Origin of the sequence: Streptomyces sp. AHA2 (assembly GCF_036857595.1) — a bacterium.
GTDB lineage: Bacteria > Actinomycetota > Actinomycetes > Streptomycetales > Streptomycetaceae > Streptomyces.
Genome location: NZ_JAUQWJ010000008.1, coordinates 1 through 17,180, shown reverse-complemented (window position 1 = coordinate 17,180; position 17,180 = coordinate 1). Strand labels below are relative to the sequence as shown.

The window sequence follows — 17,180 nt, the reverse complement described above, 5'->3', positions numbered from 1 at the left end:
GCATGGGGTTGGCTAACGAGAAAATCATCTCGCAGGTGGAGGACCTGCTGCACGGCAAGGTCGTCATCCCGTCCATTCAACGGGACTTCGTGTGGATGCGACCGGATGTGCGAGACCTCTTCGATTCGCTCTACCGGGGCTACCCGGTCGGTGCTTTGTTGCTGTGGAAGACGAATCTGACGGTTCCCTTCAAGACCGCCGCCGTCGTCCAGACGGACAAGTCGATCCACCAGCCTCTCTATCTGCTCGATGGGCAACAGCGATTGACCTCCCTCGCCTGGGTGTACCGTCCCGAGTCGAAGGCCGATGGCCGACTGATCGATCTGCGTTTCGACGTGCGTACCGAGGAGTTCGTCAACCCCAGCGCCGTCCAGCGCAAGGACCCCCTGCTGATCCCGGTGTCGACACTGCTCCAGGAGAACGTGCAGTTCTACCAGGTCTTGCTCAGGGCCGGGGTGCCGTTCGACGATCCGAACTTCGAAGCGTGGACTCGACGGATGCAGAAGGTGAACAGCATCCGGCACCATCAGATCGCCGTCATCACCTATGAGTCGGATGACTACGAGGAGGTCGCCGAACTCTTCGCGCGACTGAACAAGGGCGGCCGTCGGTTGTCCAAGGGCGATCTCGTATACAGCGCCATCGCGGCCCGCTGGGCCGACGGCCTGGACACGATGGACTCCTTCCACCAAGAGCTGCGGGACAGCAACTTCGCCTTGAACAGGGAAGCGGTCCTGCGCCTCATGAGTCTCCTCGCGGGCACTGGAGCGCACCACATCAAGCTCATCGGGGCGGAGGTGAGCGAAGCCGCGCTGAAGGAGGCGTGGCAGCACACCGAGCGGGCTTTGCGCTACGCCATCGACTTCCTGAAAGGCGAGTGCTCCATCCCTCGGTCCGAGGTTCTCTCGTCACCGAACGTCACCATCGTGCCCGCACTGCTCCTGCATCATCGGGACGGCAAACTGCGGCCGGGCGAGGCCCAGCTGTTGCGCCGCTGGGTGTACACGGCGATGGCGTTCAGCCATTACTCCCTCCAAGTCGAGGGCAAGCTCGATGCCGAGGCCAGGCTGATCAAGTCGCGTGAAGGGGAGGGCCTTTTCGCCGAACTCCTCCGTAGGGCCTCCGGCACCAGGTCGCTGGACAGCGCCCTGCACCCGAGGGACCTGGAACAGAAGTACTCCACGCATCCCTTCTTCAAGCTGTTGTACATCGCCGCGCTGCGGGGCACGGCGCGTGACTGGGCGACCAACATCGCCATCAGTGATCAGCCGATGAACAGCGGTGCCACGATCGAGTTCCACCACGTATTTCCACGAGCCCGGGTTCAGGGAACGTACGCGAAGGAGGAGTGGAACAGCCTCGCGAACCTTGCCTTCATCACCGGCCAGACCAACAAAATGATCTCCTCGAGGCTACCTGCCCAGTACATGACGGAGATCGCTGTAGAACGCCTAGCCGAACAGTGGATCCCCGAAGAGCCGGAGCTGTGGTCCCTGGACCGGTTCCCGGACTTCTTGGCCGCCCGCAGGTGTTTGCTGGCCAACGTCCTCAACAAGCTGCTGGGACTGCCTTCTTATGATGCCGGGATCACCCGCGAGACCACCGGTGGGCTTCCTGTCGACGACGAGCTGATCGTTGAGGACTCAGCCGCGCCCACGTTGGTCGGGGCAGAGGCTCAGGAATTGCGCACCAAGGACGGCGTAGAAGTCCATGCGATCTACGAAGGCCGACGGGTCGACGCCTACTATGACCCCTGGTCCCGTGTCGTGAAGATCCACTCTGGGCCAGGTCATGGCGAGTACGAGACTCCAAGCGGGGCGGCAGTGGCGGTTGTGCACGCCATCAACCCGCACATCAATCCGAATCGCAACGGCTGGTCATTCTGGACCGTCACAGCCACTGGGCAGTTGCTGCAGAGTATCCGGTGACGGTACACGGATGCTCCTCGGGGGAGCCGAGGAGCATCCGCCGGAACGCACGAGGACCAGTTCGGTGGCGGCCAGAACGCAAAACTGCGCCCCGAGCCGAGGCAGCACTTTCAGCCGTCCATCGGTAACCGGTTGCGCCAGGTGCCAACTGACTCCCACCATCGTGATCGCGACTACGGCCGGAGCGGTCGCCGCCGAGGCGCCGCCGAAATGTAGGTCGGCTCTTTGATCGCTGTACTGCAAGACGCTCTGTATGTAACGATTCGGTATCTGGGGCGACGCTCGGCCTCGGCCTGGCGCTGGCCCGTCTGGGCCAGGCAGTTCCCGCCGAGTCGCATTTCACGCGATCGTATGGTGCATCGAGGACTGGGCACCCGCACGCTCCGCGGTCCGTTCGTGCTGGTGGCGGGACGTGCCGTCCCGTCACCAGCACAGCGACGGGAGCACATCATGGGCCTGCACTTCCACCGGAACGCCGACGGCACCACGACCGGGCGCAACGAAGCCAACGGGTTCACCGTGACGCTCGCCGATGCCGAAGAGGTGAAGCGGCAGGTGTACGAGGACGCCGGGTGGGAGTACAGCCCGCCGCCGCCTCCGGTGCCGTCCGGGTTCCACCGGTTCGCCCTGCTGCACGAGGAGTTCCGGGCCTCCGGGTTCGGGGACGAGCGGTACGCGGGGCTGCGGGCGAGTCCGCCCGAGGGGTGTGTGGCCGTGGACCGGGGGTGGTTCGCCCTGGAGTGCGAGCGGCCGGGCAGGACGCTCCTGGACGCGGTCGCCGGCACCGTCGCGGACGTTCGCCGCGAGCACGGGCTCGTGATGAACAGCCTGGGCGTCGACAAGCCCCAGGAGTGGTGCGACTCGGGCGACAAGGACGGCTACGCCGCGCAGATCGTCGCGCACCTGGTGCTGATGGCAGCCGGCCGCGCCCGGCTGCTCGGGTACCGGCGCAAGGACGTGGTCCGGCTACTCGATGCCACCGGGATCGAGTAGCCCCGCGGAGCCGGTCGAGAGGGCAGGAGAGGGAAGAAGCGGCAGGCGCCAGGGTCGGTCCGAGCCTCAGGCCAGGGCGCGCGGACCCGGGGCGTACTCCGGGTCCACCTGGGCTGCCAGGTCCTCTCCTGTGCGGGCGTCCGCCCACGCGTGGACGTTGCGCAGGTGGAACTCCACCGCGTGGCGGTGCAGCCGGTCCCAGTCGCGGACCTCGGCGTCGACCGTCTCGCGCAGGACGCTCAGGGCGTGGAGGTTGTGCGGCTCCAGGGAGGCCAGGGCGTCCGGGCCCGGTTCCGCGCGGCCCTGTTCCGCCGCGCGCACCCAGGGGGACTGCACGAGGTGCGTCAGCAGATCGTCCCCGACCTGCTGCTTGAGGAAGAGCAGGTCGTCCTCGCCGGTCACCTTGTTGCCCACGACGGCGATCCGGATGCCGAACTGCTCCGCGTGGTCGCGGTACTGACGGTAGACCGACACGCCCTTCCGGGTCGGTTCCGCCACCAGGAACGTGAGGTCGAAGCGGGTGAACAGGCCGGAGGCGAAGGCGTCGGCGCCGGCGGTCATGTCCACCACGACGTACTCGCCGGGGCCGTCCACCAGGTGGTTCAGGTACAGCTCCACCCCGCCGAGCTTGGAGTGGTAACAGGCCACACCCAGGTCGGATTCGTCGAACTCGCCCGTGACCATGAGGGGGACGCCACCGGCCCGGCCGACGTGGCGGGCGTGCAGGTCGTCGTCGCCGAGCGGGCGCAGGAGGCGGGAGCCGCGGCCGGGCGGGGTCGTCTTGATCATCGCCTCGGCGGACGGGACGCGCGGGTTGGTGCCGCGCAGGTAGTCCTTGATCTCGGTCAGGTGCGCGCCGAGGGGAGGGGCCGGCACCTCCTCGCCGCCGAGTGCCTCGGCCAGGTGCTGGTTGATGTCGCCGTCGATGGCGAGGACCGGGGCGCCGGAGCGCGCCAGGTGGCGGGAGAAGAGCGCCGACAGGGTGGTCTTGCCGCTGCCGCCCTTGCCGACGAACGCGACCCTCACGACCGCTCCACCTTGTTGAAAATGGATGTCATGTCGTCAGGTTTAGGGAGTGATCTGTGTGCCTGTCAAATCGCTTGAGCCGTTCGGGAGGTGGTCGCGTTCAGCCCGCGACCAGTTCCGGTACCGGGCGCGGGGTCGGGGACTGCTCGGGACCGGCGGTCGCGCCGCGCTGCCTGCGGTACAGCCACACCACGTCCCGGCCGAACGACCAGACCAGCAGGGCCAGCGCCAGCACCGCCACCGCGAAGTTCGCCGCGTACGGCAGCAGTCCGGCGCCCGCCAGCAGCAGGAGCACCCCCTGCAGGGCCGCGACCGTCTTGCGGGCGGTGCTCGGCGGGAGCGCCGCCGTCAGCCAGGGCCAGACCCGGGCCGCGGCGACGAAGACGTACCGCATGCCGCCGATCAGCAGGACCCACGGGCCGAGTCGCGTCGACACGTACACGCTGAGCACCAGGATGAGGAACGCGTCGACCTCCATGTCGAAGCGCGCGCCCAGCGGCGTCGAGGTGCCGGTGCGGCGGGCCACCTTGCCGTCGACCCCGTCGAGGATCAGCGCCACCGCGGTCAGGCCGACGAACAGCGACACGGGCGGTGAGCTGCGGAAGGAGTCGGCCACGAGGGCGGTGACGCCGCCGACGAGGGTGGCCCGGCCGAGGGTGACCCGGTTCGCCGCGCCGAAGCTGCGCAGCCCGGACCGGTGCAGGGCCCGGGAGAGCACGGCCCAGGTGGCGCCCGCGAACGCGAGGCCGCTCAGCCAGCCCGCAGGGCCCAGCCCGATCGCCGTGCCGATCAGGGCCAGCAGCAGCACCTGCGCACCCGCCCCCACGGCGGTCTCCTGCTGGACGAGCCTCGCGTCGTACCTATTGTTCAGGGCCACCGAACACCCTCCGGCCGTGTGACAGAGTCGATCAAGGCCGCTACCTTGTGCGCGGCCTGTGCATCCCTCGGTACGCAAGCGGCTTCCCGATCGTTCAGGAGGACTTCGATGAACCACACCGGACGCGCGTTCTGGGTCGACGCGCCGGGGCGAGGCGTCATCCGGGACGTCGAGGTGCCCGCGCCGGAAGCGGACGAGGTGCTGGTCCGCGCGCTGTACTCGGGGGTCAGCCGCGGTACCGAGACGCTCGTCTTCCGCGGCGGCGTGCCGGCCAGCCAGCACACGGCCATGCGGGCGCCGTTCCAGGAGGGCGACTTCCCGGGGCCGGTCAAGTACGGCTATCTGAGCGTCGGCGTGGTGGAGGAGGGGCCCGCCCCGCTCGCCGGCCGGACGGTGTTCTGCCTCTTCCCGCACCAGACGCGGTACGTCGTACCCGCGAGCGCCGTGACGCCCGTGCCCGACGGGGTGCCCGCCGAACGGGCCGTGCTCGCCGGGACGGTGGAGACCGCGGTCAACGCGCTGTGGGACGCGGCGCCGCTGCTCGGCGACCGGATCGCGGTGGTCGGCGGCGGCATGGTCGGCTGCTCGGTCGCCGCCCTCCTCGCGCGGTTCCCCGGCGTGCGCGTCCAGCTGGTCGACGCGGACCCCTCGCGCGCGGGCATCGCCGGGAAACTGGGCGTCGGCTTCGCGACCCCGCGAGACGCCCTCGGCGACTGCGACCTGGTGGTGCACGCCAGCGCGACCGAGCAGGGGCTGGCCCGCTGTCTGGAACTCCTCGCGGCAGAGGGCACCGTCATCGAGCTGAGCTGGTACGGCGACCGGGCGGTGAGCCTGCCGCTGGGCGAGGCGTTCCACTCGCGGCGCCTGACCGTCCGCTCCAGCCAGGTCGGCACCGTCTCCCCGGCCCGCCCCGGCCGCACCTACGCCGACCGGCTCGCCCTCGCCCTCGACCTGCTCGCCGATCCGGCCCTGGACGCCCTGGTCACCGGGGAGTCGGCCTTCGAGGACCTGCCGGACGTCCTGCCGAGGCTGGCCTCGGGCGAGATTCCGGCGCTGTGCCACCGCATCCGTTACGGCACGGGCGGCTGAAGGGCCACCGGAACGACCGGCAGGCCTCGGCGGTTCCCGGCCGGCCGTTCGTCCCGCGGGCCCGGCACCGCCGGGGCACCGGCGCCTGACCTTGAGAAAAGACGTAGCGGAGGCTGAACGGGGGAAGGGAAGGAGCCGTACTACACGGCATCCCCGGCAGCCATCAGCAGGGGAGCAGACGCGCCGCACCTGGAGGGTCGTCCGTTGTTCAGCATCACCGTCCGCGATCACATCATGATCGCCCACAGCTTCCGCGGCGAGGTCTTCGGACCGGCGCAGCGCCTGCACGGGGCCACGTTCCTCGTCGACGCCACGTTCCGGCGCGAACAGCTGGACGAGGACAACATCGTCGTCGACATCGGGCTCGCCACCCAGGAACTGGGTGCGGTCGTCAGCGAACTGAACTACCGCAACCTGGACAACGAACCCGACTTCGCGGGGATCAACACCTCCACGGAGTTCCTCGCGAAGGTCATCGCCGACCGGCTCGCCGAGCGGATCCACAAGGGTGCTCTCGGCGAGGGCGCCAAGGGCATCGCCGGCCTCACGGTCACCCTGCACGAGTCGCACATCGCCTGGGCGAGTTACGAGCGTGCGCTGTGACCGACACGAGCGTCGAACGGCCCGGGCAGAGCGGGCCGGCGCCCGCGCGGCTGAACTATGTTCCCGTGCAGCACGCTCCCCTGAAGAACGCCGAGATCATCCCCATGTCCCTGCGCACCGTGCACTTCGTGCTGCCGGGCGGCGTCGACGACCCCGCGGCGCCGAGCGGCGGCAACGCCTACGACCGCCGCGTCTGCCTGGACCTGCCCGGGTTCGGCTGGCAGGTGGCCAAGCACGCGGTCGCCGGTGACTGGCCCCGGCCGGCGGCGGACGCCCGTACGGAACTGGCCCGCACGCTGGCCGCCCTGCCCGACGGGGCCGTCGTCCTGCTCGACGGGCTCGTGGCCTGCGGCGTGCCGGAGATCGTCGTGCCGGAGACCGGACGGCTGCGCATGGCCGTCCTCGTGCACCTGCCGCTCGGCGACGAGACCGGCCTCGAACCGGCCGTGGCCGCCGAACTCGACGCCCGCGAGCGGACCGTGCTGCGGGCGGTGCCCGCGGTGATCGCCACCAGCGACTGGGCCGTCCGCCGCCTGGTCTCCCACCACGGCCTGCCCCCGGAGCGCGTGCACGTCGCCGCCCCCGGCGCCGACATCGCGCCGCTCGCGCCCGGCACCGACGGGGTCTCCCGGCTGCTGTGCGTGGCCGCCGTGACCCCGCGCAAGGGCCAGCACCGGCTGGTGGAGGCCCTGGCCGCGGTGGCCGACCTGCCGTGGAGCTGCGTGTGCGTCGGCGGACTGAACCAGGATCCGGAGTACGTCGCGCACCTGCGGGCCCTGATCGCCCGCCACGGGCTCGAGGACCGGCTGGAGCTGGCCGGGCCGAAGACCGGCGCCGCGCTCGAGGCGAGCTACGCCACCGCCGACCTGATGGTCCTCACGTCCTACGCGGAGACGTACGGCATGGCCGTGACCGAGGCGCTGGCCCGGGGCATCCCCGTGCTGGCGACGGACGTGGGCGGCCTGCCCGAGGCGGTCGGCCGCGCCCCCGACGGCGGGGTGCCCGGCATCCTGGTGCCGCCGGAGAACCCCGCCGCGATCGCCGCCGAACTGCGCGGCTGGTTCGGCGAGGCGGACGTACGGCGCCGCCTCAAGGCCGCCGCCCGCGGCCGCCGTGCCGCCCTCGGCGGCTGGGCGACCACCGCACAGAGCCTGGCGGCGGTGCTGCGCCGGCTGCCGACCGAGCCCCGGAGGGCCGCATGACGAACCCGGTGACGACCCAGCGGAGCGGGAGAGTTCCGGCGCAGCCGGGCCCCGGGGAGGCGGTCGAGCCGATGGGCGACGAGACTCCGGGCACCGCAGCCCCCGCGGGGGAGCGGGCCGGTGAGGGCCCCCTCACCGGCGCACCGCAGACGTCCCCCGGTGAGGTCATCCCCGGCGCGGGCCCCAGTGGGAAGCCGGGCTCGCGGCCCACCCTGAAGCTGCGCGAGGCCGGCTCGGACGACCCGCCGCGTTATGCGCCCGAGTGGCTGCAGTTGCGCGAGCCGGCCGACGCCGCCGCTCGGGCGCACGACCTGCTCGACCCGCTGCGGACCCGGCTCGCCGGCATGCCCGGCCGGCCGGGCGTGGCCGTCGTCCACGACCTGGGCTGCGGCACCGGCTCGATGGGCCGCTGGCTCGCGCCCCGCCTCGACGGCGCGCAGCACTGGATCCTGCACGACCGCGACCCCTACCTGCTGCACTTCGCGGCCGTCGCCTCGCCGCGCTCGGCCGCCGACGGCAGCCGGGTCTCGGTGGAGACCCGGCGCGGCGACGTCGCCCGCCTCACCCCGGACGCCCTCCAGGGCGCGTCCCTGGTCACCGCGTCCGCGCTGCTGGACGTCCTCACGCGCGAGGAGGTCGGGACGCTCGCCGCCGCGTGTGCCGGAGCGGGCTGCCCGGCCCTGCTGACCCTGTCCGTCGCCGGGCGCGTGGAGCTGACGCCGTCGCACCCGCTGGACGAGGAGATCGCCCAGGCGTTCAACGACCACCAGCGCCGGGACGGACTGCTCGGCCCCGACGCGGTGACGGCGGCGGCCGAGGCGTTCTCCGGGCACGGCGCGACCGTACGGCTGCATCCGAGCCCCTGGCGGCTCGGGCCCGAGCAGGCCGCGCTGACCGAGCAGTGGCTGCGGGGCTGGGTCGGCGCCGCCGTCGAGGAACGGCCCGGACTGACGGCGCAGGCCGGCGCGTATCTGGCCGATCGGCTGGAGGCCTGCGGCGCGGGCGAGTTGAGCGTCACCGTGCACCACACCGACCTCCTGGCCCTGTGCCCGCCGGTGGGCGGAGCGTCATGACGGCACGGGCGACGGGAGCGCGCGTGGCGCCGCCGTGCGGGGCGGCGACGCTGTCGCGGGACACGACGACGGCGTCCCGCGACCGCCGGCACCCCGCCGGCCCGCGAGCGGCCACCGCCGGCGAGGCCCCGGCCGACACCGCCGCCCGTACCGCCACGGACACCGCCGTCACGGACACCGCCGAGGCCACCCGCCGCCGCACCCCGTACTCCCGCTCGCCCCACCCCCTTCGCACCGCCGTCGCCCGGCTCGGCTCCGCCGGAGTCCGTACGCGCCTGGGGACCGCCGCCGGTGTCGTCATCCTCGGGGTGCTCTTGTGGCGTCTGGGCACCGGGGTCTTCGTGGACGGCCTGCGGCGGATCGACGGCGGGGCCGTCGTGCTCGCGCTCGGCATCGGGCTCGTCACCACCGTGTGCAGCGCCTGGCGGTGGATGGCCGTGGCCCGGGGCCTCAGGATCCGGCTGCCGTTCGCAGCCGCCGTCGCCGACTACTACCGGGCGCTGTTCCTGAACGCCGCCCTGCCCGGCGGCATCCTCGGCGACGTGCACCGGGCCGTGCGGCACGGGCAGAACGAGGGGAACGTACGGCGCGGGGTCAAGGCCGTCGTGCTGGAGCGGACGGCCGGGCAGGTGGCCCTGTTCGCCGTCGGGGCCGTGGTGCTGCTGACCATGCCGTCCCCGGTGCTGGCCGGGGCCCGGCACATCGCGCCGCTCGCGGGCCTGGCCGCCCTCGGGGCGCTCGCCGTCGTCATCGCCCTGCGGATGAGCCGCTCCGCGCCCACGGGCCGGACCGGAAGGCCGGGGGCGATGCTCGCCGGGGTCCGGGACGGGCTGCTGTCCCGGCGCAACGGCCCCGCGGTGGTCGTCTCCTCCGTAGTGGTCCTGGCAGGTTACGTCGCGATGTTCGTCCTCGCCGCCCGCGTGGCCGGGACCGCCGCCTCCGTGACCGTCCTGCTGCCCCTCGCCGTCCTCGCCCTGCTGGCGATGGGCCTGCCGCTGAACGTCGGCGGCTGGGGGCCGCGCGAGGGCGTCACCGCCTGGGCGTTCGGCGCCGCCGGTCTGGGCGCCGGCCGGGGACTGGCCGTCGCGGTCGTCTACGGGGTGCTGAGCCTCGTGGCGAGCCTGCCCGGCGCCGTCGTGCTCGTGGCCCGCTGGTACGCGGGACTGCGCACCGGTCCCCGGCCCGCCGCGGCGGACCCGGTTCCCGGTCGCGCAGCGGCGGCCGGCTACGCGCCTGAGGTCATCATCGAGAAATACGTCCCGAAGGATTCCGTCAGGCTCGCCAGGAGTTCCTTCCCCTTTTCCGCCGAACCCAGTGAAGGACGCCCGATGACACCGGAATCGGTATAGCCGGACATGCCGAGGGTGAGCAGATGACGACGGTCGTCGGCGACGAAATCGGAAGTCTCGTATCCGGGTCGGAGCATTTCGGGATGAGCGTGCAGCAGCACGGAGGTCTCGATTTCCCCCGCGTGCATGTCGGTCAGCAGCGAGGTGACCACACCCGCCCGCAGCCGCGCCGCCTCCCAGTCCTCCGGTGCCGGGAACAGCGCCATGCGCTCCCCGCGGGCCGAGGCCTCCTGGACGACGTTGCCCAGCACGTAGTTGCCGCCGTGCCCGTTGACCACCACCAGGGCGTCGACTTCGGACCGGCGCAGCGAGGCCGCGATGTCCCGCACCACCGCGTGCAGCGTCACCGCGGAGATGCTCACCGTCCCCGGCCAGGCCGCGTGCTCGTGCGAGCACGAGATCGTCACCGGAGGAAGGAGGTGCACCGGGTACGCGCCGGCTATCTCCCGCGCGACGGCACAGGCGACCAGCGTGTCGGTCGCCAGCGGGAGGTACGGACCGTGCTGCTCGAAGCTCCCCACGGGAAGCACCGCGACCTGCCGTGAGACACCGGCCCCCCGCATCCGTACGTCCTCCGTGGTGTCCGCCGGCACCAGATCACTCATCACGACACGGCCTTTCGTCTCTGCTTAGGAACTCGAGAATCATGACAGAAAAAATTGGCGTACTCGGCAAGAAGTCCCCGCAGCGGACCGGCGTGGAACGCGTCGTGAATGCCCCTCTGCCCACCGTGTACGGGAAATTCCAGGCGGTCGGCTATCTGGACCACGACCGCGGGGACGAACAGGTGGCCCTCGTCCACGGTGAGATAGGCGCCGAAGGGGTGCTGGTCCGGCTGCATTCGGAATGCCTGACCGGTGACGCGTTCGGCTCGCAGCACTGCGAGTGCGGTGACCAGCTCGACGCCGCCCTGCGCGCGGTCGCCGCCGAGGGCGCCGGTGTCGTGGTCTACCTCAGGGGGCACGAGGGCCGCGGCATCGGCCTGCTCGCCAAGCTCCGGGCCATGGCCCTGCAGGCGGAGGGCCTGGACACGGTCGAGGCCAACCTCGCCCTCGGCCTGCCGGTCGACGCCCGTGACTACGGAGTGGCCGCCCGCATCCTCCAGGACCTGGGCGTGCGCTCCGTACGGCTGATGTCCAACAACCCGCGCAAGCGCGAGGCGCTGGTCGGCCACGGCATCGCGGTCGCCGAGCAGGTGCCTCTGCTGATCCCGCCGTGCGAGAGCAACATCACCTACCTGCGCACCAAGCGGGAGCGGCTGGACCACCACCTGCCCCACCTGGACGCCGTGGTCAGCTCCTCCTGACCGTACGGGCGGGCGGGGCCCGGCACCCGGCGCGACCCGTCCGGTTCCAGCACGCGGCCGGCCGGCCCGCCGCGTACGCTTCGTGGACGTCCGCCCCTTGAGCGCCGGCCCCGCCGCGGCCGGCACCTCACGTCCGGAGGCCCACCCGGTATGACCGAGCTCCACCTGTGGCTGCGCCACGAGGCCCGCACGACCGAGCGACGCACACCGATCGTTCCCGACGACGCCCGGCGGCTCGTCGGGAACGGAGTGGAACTGACCGTCGAGGAGTCCCCGCAGCGCGTCTTCCCCGTCGAGGAGTACGAGGCGGCCGGCTGCCGGGTCGCGCCCGCGGGCTCCTGGGTGTCGGCGCCGCCGGACGCCGTCGTGCTCGGCCTCAAGGAACTCCCGGACGAACCGGCCGAATTGACCCACCGTCACATCTTCTTCGGCCACGCCTTCAAGGGCCAGCCCGGAGCGGCCGCACTGCTGCGCCGCTTCACCGCCGGGGGCGGGGCGCTGTACGACCTGGAGTACCTGGTGGACGACACCGGGCGGCGCCTGGCGGCCTTCGGGTTCTGGGCCGGGTACCTGGGAGCCGCCCTGGCGGTTCTGCAGCACCGGGGGCGGTTGCGGGCGCCGTTGACGCCCACGACGAAGGAGGAACTCGACGAGACGCTGAAAGCCGCGCCGGGCGACGGGGAGTTCACCGGTCTGGTCGTCGGCGCCCTCGGCCGCAGCGGCCGCGGCGCCCGCTCGGCCTTCGCCGCTGCCGGCACCGACCCCACCTGCTGGGACCTCGCAGAGACGCGCGACCTGGACCGCCCCGCCCTGCTGCGGCACGACGTGATGGTGAACTGCGTGCTCGCCACCGGCCCCGTCCCGCCCTTCGTCCGCGCGCAGGACCTCGACGACCCCGGCCGGCGCCTGCGCACCCTGTGCGACGTGACCTGCGACGTCGGCTCCCCGCTCAACGTCCTGCCGGTCTACGACGAGACCACCGACTGGGACGCGCCCGCGCGCCGGCTGCGCGACACCCCGCCGCTCGACCTCATCGCGATCGACAACCTGCCCTCCCTGCTGCCGCTGGAGTCCAGCACCGACTTCTCCGCGGCTCTCCTGCCCCACCTGCTCGACTTCGGCGTCGGCGGGCCCTGGGGGCGCTGTCTGGACCGCTTCCGCCGGGAAACGCGCGCACACGGCCTCGGTCCGCGGGAGTGACACGAGAACCGCGTCCTCCTCCCGGTGCCGCCGGGTGGGCCGGTGGCCGTCGGGCATCAGTCCGGCAGGGCCGCGTGGACCAGCCTCCTGAGGTCCCTGAAGACCGTGTGCGACGTCCTGGGCCGCATCTGCGACATGAACTGCACCGTCAGGTCGCGGCCCGGGTCCACCCAGAAGGTCGTCGTCGCCACGCCGCTCCAGCCGTAGGCGCCGAGTCCTGAGGGCTCCCGGGTGCGGGCGGGGTCGATCACCACGGAGCAGTTGAAGCCGAAGCCCATGCCGTCGTTGCCGGGTTCGTCGTGGGCGGGGCGGCTGCCGAAGGCGCGCAGATCGGCGCCGCCGGGCAGGTGGTTGCGGGTCATCAGGTCCACCGTCCGCGGTGCCAGCAGGCGCACCCCGTCCAACTCGCCGCGCCGGCGCAGCAGTTCCATGAAGCGGTGGTAGTCGTGGGCCGTGCACACCATGCCGCCGCTGCCCGACAGGAAGCGGGGCCGGCCGTGCAGCGGGAGTCCGGGGGCCGGTGCGATGCCGCCGCCCTCCTTCTCCCCGTACATCTCGGACAGCCGGGGCGCCTGCTCGTCCGTGACGTGGAAGCCCGCGTCGGTCATGCCCAGGGGGCCGAAGATCCGCTCGGCGCAGAACGCGTCGAGCGGCTGCCCGGACACCACCTCGACGAGCCTGCCCAGGACATTGCTGGCCACGGAGTAGTTCCACTGGGTGCCGGGCTCGAACTGCAGCGGCAGGCTCGCGTACACCTCGACGGTCTCGGCCAGGTCGGCACCCGGCGGCACCGACGACTCCAGACCGGCCGCGCGGTACAGGGCGTCGACGGGGTGGGTGTGGTAGAAGCCGAAGGTCAGGCCCGCGGTGTGGGTCAGCAGGTGCCGGACGCGTATCGGGCCGTCGGCCGGGCGCGTCGTGACGTCGGGACCGGAGCCGCCGACGTAGACCCTGGGGTCGGCGAAGGCCGGCAGATGGGCGGCGACCGGGTCGTCCGGCGAGAGCCGGCCCTCCTCCGCGAGCAGCAGCACGGCGACCGCGGTGACGGGCTTGGTCATCGAGTAGACGCGCCACAGGGTGTCCGGCTCGACGGGGAGACCGGCCGCGATGTCGCGCAGGCCGTGGGTGGTCAGGTGGGCGACGCGCCCGCCGCGGGCGACGGACACGAGGAACCCCGGCAGGCGCCCCTCGTCGACGAAGCGGGCGAGGTGCTCGTCCAGCCGGTCCAACGCCTGCGGATCCAGCCCCGCCTCGTCCGGTTCGACCTCTTGCCGCAGTCGTGCCATCGCTCTTCCTCCGTCGCGTTCGTCGAGGTGAGAACCGGCATACCCCGCCCGGGCCGCCTCCCCTCCATCATGGCTCCGGAACGGCCCGACTTGATAGGCAAGTGACCACTTGCCTATCGTGGGGGTCATGGCGGAGGATGTCTTCAAGGCACTGGCCGACCCCACCCGTCGGCGCATATTGGACGAACTGGTGGAACGCGACGGGCAGAGCCTGTTCGAGATCTGTACCCGGCTGGTGACCAAGCACGGTCTGAGCCTGTCCCGTCAGGCGGTCAGCCAGCACCTGGCCGTACTGGAGTCGGCGGGTCTCGTCGCCACGCGGCGCGAAGGCCGCTACAAGTTCCACGACCTCGACACCACACCCCTCGAGCGCATCGTGACCCGATGGCTCACGCCCGAGGAACCCGAGAAACCGGAGAACCCCTCATGAGGATCCACATCACCAGCGTCTTCGTCGACGACCAGGACAAGGCCCTGCGCTTCTACACGGACGTCCTGGGCTTCGTGAAGAAGCACGACGTGCCCTTGGGCACGGACCGCTGGATCACCGTCGTCTCCCCGGAGGCGCCCGACGGTACGGAACTGCTGCTGGAGCCCTCCGGGCACCCCGCGGTCCAGCCGTACAAGACGGCGCTGGTCGAGGACGGCATCCCGGCCGCCTCCTTCGCGGTCGACGACGTGCGGGCGGAGTTCGAGCGGCTGCGCGCTCTCGGGGTGCGCTTCACGCAGGAGCCGCTGGAGATGGGGTCGATCACCACCGCCGTGCTGGACGACACCTGCGGCAACCTCATCCAGATCGTGCACACCAAGGAGTAGGCCGCAGCGGGCCGGGCGCTCAGCGCGCCGGCTCCCGTGCGGTCAGGTACGCGATCACCATGTCGCCGAGCAGGGTGCGGTAGTGCGCCCGCTGCGCCCCGTCGAGCAGGTCGCGGCCGAACAGCGTGCCGAAGGTGTGCCGGTTGGCCACCCGGAAGAAGCAGAAGGACGAGATCATCGCGTGGACGTCGACGGCGTCCACGTCCGTCCTGAACAGGCCCGACTCCCGGCCTGACGCCAGGATCCGGCGGATCACGTCCAGGGCGGGGGAGCCGAGCCGGCCGAGCTTCCCGGACACGGCGATGTGCCGGGTCTCGTGGATGCTCGCGATGCTCACCAGGCGGATGAACTCCGGGTGCCGCTCATGGTGGTCGAAGGTCAGCTCGGCCAGCCGCCGCACCGCCGCCACCGGGTCGAGGTGAGCGACGTCGAGCTGCTGCTCGACCTCCCGGATCGTGCCGTACGCCCGCTCCAGCACGGCCGTGAACAGCTGCTCCTTGCCGCCGAAGTAGTAGTAGATCATCCGCTTCGTGGTGCGCGTGCGGGCGGCTATCTCGTCGACCCGGGCGCCGTCGTAGCCGGCCCGGGCGAACTCCCGCGTGGCGACCTCGAGGATCTCGGCCCGCGTGCGCACGGCGTCACGGACGCGCTCGCCGGGACGTGCCGGTTCTGCGGAGGTCATCGCGATCCTTCGGGCGGGCGGAGGGGCCGGTGCCGGTGATTGTAGGAGCAGCGGCGTCCGCCCGGGGCGCTCCCACCTCCCGTGAGGGGCCTCTCGCCGGAGGCGGTGGGTCCGCCTCCGGCGAGCCGGTGTCACGCCCGGGTGTTCCACTCGGCGACGACCGGACGGCCGTGCTCGGTCGACAGTCGGCACACCGTGCCCGTCTCCAGCCGGAACAGCCGTCCCTCCGCCGGGGACAGGCCCAGCCTGCGGGCGGTCAGCACACGCAGGAAGTGGCCGTGCGCCACCAGCAGCACATCGCCGCCCGGCAGGGCGTCCGTCACCCGGGACAGCACCCGGTCGGCGCGGGCGCCGACGTCCTGCGGGGACTCGCCCGGCTCGCCGTCGGGCCCGGGCGGGCTCCCGTCCGTCCACAGGTCCCAGCCGGGGCGGGTGCGGTGGATGTCCTCGGTGGTGACGCCCTCGTAAGCGCCGTAGTACCACTCGTGCAGGTCCGCGTCCCGCTCCGCCCCGGTCACGCCCGCCAGGTCGGCGGTGTGCACGGCACGGCCGAGGGGGCTGGTGAGGACCAGGGCGAAGGAGCGGTCCGCCAGGAGCGGCGCCAGCGACTCCGCCTGCTTCTCCCCGCGCGGGGTGAGGGGCAGGTCGGTGAAGCTGGTGTGCTGTCCGCTCCGGCTCCACTCGGTCTCGCCGTGGCGGACCAGCAGCAGATCGCCCACGCCTACGCCTTCTTCGCGGACTCGACGGCGTGGCCGCCGAACTGGTTGCGCAGCGCCGCGATCATCTTCATCTGCGGCGAGTCGTCCTGCCGCGAGGCGAACCGGGAGAACAGGGAGGCCGTGATGGCGGGCAGCGGAACGGAGTTGTCGATCGCCGCCTCCACGGTCCAGCGGCCCTCGCCGGAGTCCTGGGCGTAGCCGCGCAGGTTCTCCAGGTGCTCGTCCTCGTCGAGCGCGTTCACCGCGAGGTCCAGCAGCCACGAGCGGATGACGGTGCCCTCCTGCCAGGAGCGGAACACCTCGCGGACGTTGTCCACCGAGTCCACGGCCTCCAGCAGCTCCCAGCCCTCGGCGTAGGCCTGCATCATGGCGTACTCGATGCCGTTGTGGACCATCTTGGCGAAGTGCCCGGCGCCCACCCGGCCGGCGTGGACGTAGCCGTAGGGGCCCTCCGGCTTGAGCGCCTGGAAGATCGGCAGCAGCCGGTCGACGGTCTCCTTCTCACCGCCGACCATCAGCGCGTAGCCGTTCTTCAGACCCCACACGCCGCCCGAGACACCCGCGTCGACGAAGCCGATGCCGCGCTTGCCCAGCTCCTCGGCGTGCTTCTCGTCGTCCGTCCAGCGGGAGTTGCCGCCGTCGACCACCGTGTCGTAGGGCTTGAGCAGGCCCGCCAGCTGGTCGATGACGTGCTGGGTGGCGCCGCCGGCCGGGACCATGACCCAGACGGTCCGCGGCGCCTCCAGAGCGTTGACCAGGTCGGCCAGGCTGGCGACGTCGGACTTCTCGGGGTCGGTGTCGTAGCCGACGACCGTGTGGCCGGCGTTGCGCAGGCGCTCGCGCATGTTGCCGCCCATCTTGCCGAGACCCACAAGACCGATCTGCATGTCAGTTCACTTCCCGAAGATTGCGGTAGGCGGCCACCAGGGCGGCCGTGGACGGGTCGAGACCGGGGACGTCGGCGCCCTCGGTCAGGGCGGGCTCGACGCGCTTGGCGAGCACCTTGCCGAGCTCGACGCCCCACTGGTCGA

At 71.9% G+C, this 17,180-nt stretch carries 18 protein-coding genes and 1 pseudogene; 11 read left to right on the top strand and 8 right to left on the bottom strand.

Going from position 1 to position 17,180, the window contains the following annotated elements; translation table 11 throughout:
- Window positions 1-35 precede the first annotated feature (35 nt).
- Together Q5694_RS17895 and Q5694_RS17890 are read left to right on the top strand one after the other, a co-directional pair.
- Complete coding sequence (locus tag Q5694_RS17895; RefSeq protein ID WP_333934110.1) at window positions 36-1,928, top strand: GmrSD restriction endonuclease domain-containing protein; 1,893 nt, start codon at window positions 36-38, stop codon at window positions 1,926-1,928.
- Between the two features lie 450 nt (window positions 1,929-2,378).
- A complete protein-coding gene (locus tag Q5694_RS17890; protein WP_333934406.1) occupies window positions 2,379-2,921 on the top strand; it encodes a hypothetical protein in 543 nt (180 codons plus the stop codon).
- A gap of 66 nt (window positions 2,922-2,987) precedes the next feature.
- Here Q5694_RS17890 and Q5694_RS17885 read toward each other — a convergent pair whose 3' ends face one another.
- Together Q5694_RS17885 and Q5694_RS17880 are read right to left on the bottom strand one after the other, a co-directional pair.
- A complete protein-coding gene (locus Q5694_RS17885; protein WP_333934109.1) occupies window positions 2,988-3,947 on the bottom strand; it encodes an ATP-binding protein in 960 nt (319 codons plus the stop codon).
- A gap of 100 nt (window positions 3,948-4,047) precedes the next feature.
- Window positions 4,048-4,824, bottom strand: coding sequence for a CDP-alcohol phosphatidyltransferase family protein (locus Q5694_RS17880; protein ID WP_333934108.1), 777 nt, complete (start codon window positions 4,822-4,824; stop codon window positions 4,048-4,050).
- A gap of 108 nt (window positions 4,825-4,932) precedes the next feature.
- Here Q5694_RS17880 and Q5694_RS17875 point away from each other — a divergent pair, with 108 nt between their 5' ends.
- The 5 genes and pseudogenes from Q5694_RS17875 to Q5694_RS17855 all read left to right on the top strand — a co-directional run.
- Entirely contained in the window at window positions 4,933-5,913 is a 981-nt protein-coding gene (locus tag Q5694_RS17875; RefSeq protein ID WP_333934107.1) for a zinc-dependent alcohol dehydrogenase, read from the top strand.
- A gap of 204 nt (window positions 5,914-6,117) precedes the next feature.
- Window positions 6,118-6,516, top strand: coding sequence for a 6-pyruvoyl trahydropterin synthase family protein (locus Q5694_RS17870; RefSeq protein WP_031118546.1), 399 nt, complete (start codon window positions 6,118-6,120; stop codon window positions 6,514-6,516).
- Window positions 6,513-7,718 carry a glycosyltransferase family 4 protein gene (locus Q5694_RS17865; protein WP_333934106.1) on the top strand — a complete coding sequence of 402 codons (1,206 nt, stop codon included), beginning with the start codon at window positions 6,513-6,515 and terminating at the stop codon, window positions 7,716-7,718. The genes Q5694_RS17870 and Q5694_RS17865 overlap by 4 nt, the downstream gene beginning before the upstream one ends.
- A complete protein-coding gene (locus Q5694_RS17860) occupies window positions 7,715-8,791 on the top strand; it encodes a class I SAM-dependent methyltransferase (protein WP_333934104.1) in 1,077 nt (358 codons plus the stop codon). The genes Q5694_RS17865 and Q5694_RS17860 overlap by 4 nt, the downstream gene beginning before the upstream one ends.
- Window positions 8,788-9,861 (top strand): annotated as a pseudogene (locus tag Q5694_RS17855) (lysylphosphatidylglycerol synthase transmembrane domain-containing protein); the annotation flags it as partial. The gene Q5694_RS17860 and the pseudogene Q5694_RS17855, both read left to right, overlap by 4 nt.
- Window positions 9,862-10,016: 155 nt before the next feature.
- Here Q5694_RS17855 and Q5694_RS17850 read toward each other — a convergent pair.
- Window positions 10,017-10,745, bottom strand: coding sequence for a creatininase family protein (locus Q5694_RS17850; protein WP_333934103.1), 729 nt, complete (start codon window positions 10,743-10,745; stop codon window positions 10,017-10,019).
- Window positions 10,746-10,786: 41 nt separating this feature from the next.
- On the opposite strand from Q5694_RS17850, the gene ribA reads away from it, so the two are divergent.
- Together ribA and Q5694_RS17840 are read left to right on the top strand one after the other, a co-directional pair.
- On the top strand, window positions 10,787-11,446 hold the full coding sequence (gene ribA, locus Q5694_RS17845) for a GTP cyclohydrolase II (RefSeq protein WP_333934102.1): 660 nt from the start codon (window positions 10,787-10,789) through the stop codon (window positions 11,444-11,446).
- Window positions 11,447-11,596: 150 nt separating this feature from the next.
- A complete protein-coding gene (locus Q5694_RS17840; protein WP_333934101.1) occupies window positions 11,597-12,646 on the top strand; it encodes a saccharopine dehydrogenase in 1,050 nt (349 codons plus the stop codon).
- A gap of 56 nt (window positions 12,647-12,702) precedes the next feature.
- Here Q5694_RS17840 and Q5694_RS17835 read toward each other — a convergent pair whose 3' ends face one another.
- Entirely contained in the window at window positions 12,703-13,932 is a 1,230-nt protein-coding gene (locus Q5694_RS17835) for a serine hydrolase domain-containing protein (RefSeq protein WP_333934100.1), read from the bottom strand.
- Window positions 13,933-14,059: 127 nt separating this feature from the next.
- Between Q5694_RS17835 and Q5694_RS17830 the strand changes: the two genes are divergently transcribed.
- The gene (locus Q5694_RS17830; protein ID WP_333934099.1) at window positions 14,060-14,362 is read left to right on the top strand and encodes an ArsR/SmtB family transcription factor; all 303 of its coding nucleotides are present in this window, start codon (window positions 14,060-14,062) and stop codon (window positions 14,360-14,362) included.
- A complete protein-coding gene (locus Q5694_RS17825; protein ID WP_333934097.1) occupies window positions 14,359-14,748 on the top strand; it encodes a VOC family protein in 390 nt (129 codons plus the stop codon). Before Q5694_RS17830 ends, Q5694_RS17825 begins: the two co-directional genes overlap by 4 nt.
- A gap of 19 nt (window positions 14,749-14,767) precedes the next feature.
- On the opposite strand, the gene Q5694_RS17820 is transcribed toward Q5694_RS17825, so the two are convergent.
- From Q5694_RS17820 to Q5694_RS17805, 4 genes are all read right to left on the bottom strand, one after another.
- On the bottom strand, window positions 14,768-15,430 hold the full coding sequence (locus Q5694_RS17820) for a TetR/AcrR family transcriptional regulator (RefSeq protein WP_333934096.1): 663 nt from the start codon (window positions 15,428-15,430) through the stop codon (window positions 14,768-14,770).
- Window positions 15,431-15,561: 131 nt separating this feature from the next.
- Complete coding sequence (locus tag Q5694_RS17815; RefSeq protein WP_333934095.1) at window positions 15,562-16,149, bottom strand: histidine phosphatase family protein; 588 nt, start codon at window positions 16,147-16,149, stop codon at window positions 15,562-15,564.
- A gap of 2 nt (window positions 16,150-16,151) precedes the next feature.
- Complete coding sequence (gene gnd / locus Q5694_RS17810; RefSeq protein WP_333934094.1) at window positions 16,152-17,036, bottom strand: phosphogluconate dehydrogenase (NAD(+)-dependent, decarboxylating); 885 nt, start codon at window positions 17,034-17,036, stop codon at window positions 16,152-16,154.
- 1 nt (window position 17,037) lies between these two features.
- The coding region (locus Q5694_RS17805) for a hypothetical protein (protein ID WP_333934405.1) at window positions 17,038-17,180 on the bottom strand (143 nt) is incomplete at its 5' end.

Bases quoted from the DNA above. Each gene is read 5' to 3' on its own strand.
- Q5694_RS17890 (WP_333934406.1), top strand. From the start codon at position 2,379: ATGGGCCTGCACTTCCACCGGAACGCCGACGGCACCACGACCGGGCGC.
- Q5694_RS17875 (WP_333934107.1), top strand. From the start codon at position 4,933: ATGAACCACACCGGACGCGCGTTCTGGGTCGACGCGCCGGGGCGAGGC.
- Q5694_RS17860 (WP_333934104.1), top strand. From the start codon at position 7,715: ATGACGAACCCGGTGACGACCCAGCGGAGCGGGAGAGTTCCGGCGCAG.
- Q5694_RS17850 (WP_333934103.1), bottom strand. From the start codon at position 10,745: ATGAGTGATCTGGTGCCGGCGGACACCACGGAGGACGTACGGATGCGG.
- ribA (WP_333934102.1), top strand. From the start codon at position 10,787: ATGACAGAAAAAATTGGCGTACTCGGCAAGAAGTCCCCGCAGCGGACC.
- Q5694_RS17840 (WP_333934101.1), top strand. From the start codon at position 11,597: ATGACCGAGCTCCACCTGTGGCTGCGCCACGAGGCCCGCACGACCGAG.
- Q5694_RS17835 (WP_333934100.1), bottom strand. From the start codon at position 13,932: ATGGCACGACTGCGGCAAGAGGTCGAACCGGACGAGGCGGGGCTGGAT.
- Q5694_RS17830 (WP_333934099.1), top strand. From the start codon at position 14,060: ATGGCGGAGGATGTCTTCAAGGCACTGGCCGACCCCACCCGTCGGCGC.
- Q5694_RS17825 (WP_333934097.1), top strand. From the start codon at position 14,359: ATGAGGATCCACATCACCAGCGTCTTCGTCGACGACCAGGACAAGGCC.
- Q5694_RS17820 (WP_333934096.1), bottom strand. From the start codon at position 15,430: ATGACCTCCGCAGAACCGGCACGTCCCGGCGAGCGCGTCCGTGACGCC.
- gnd (WP_333934094.1), bottom strand. From the start codon at position 17,036: ATGCAGATCGGTCTTGTGGGTCTCGGCAAGATGGGCGGCAACATGCGC.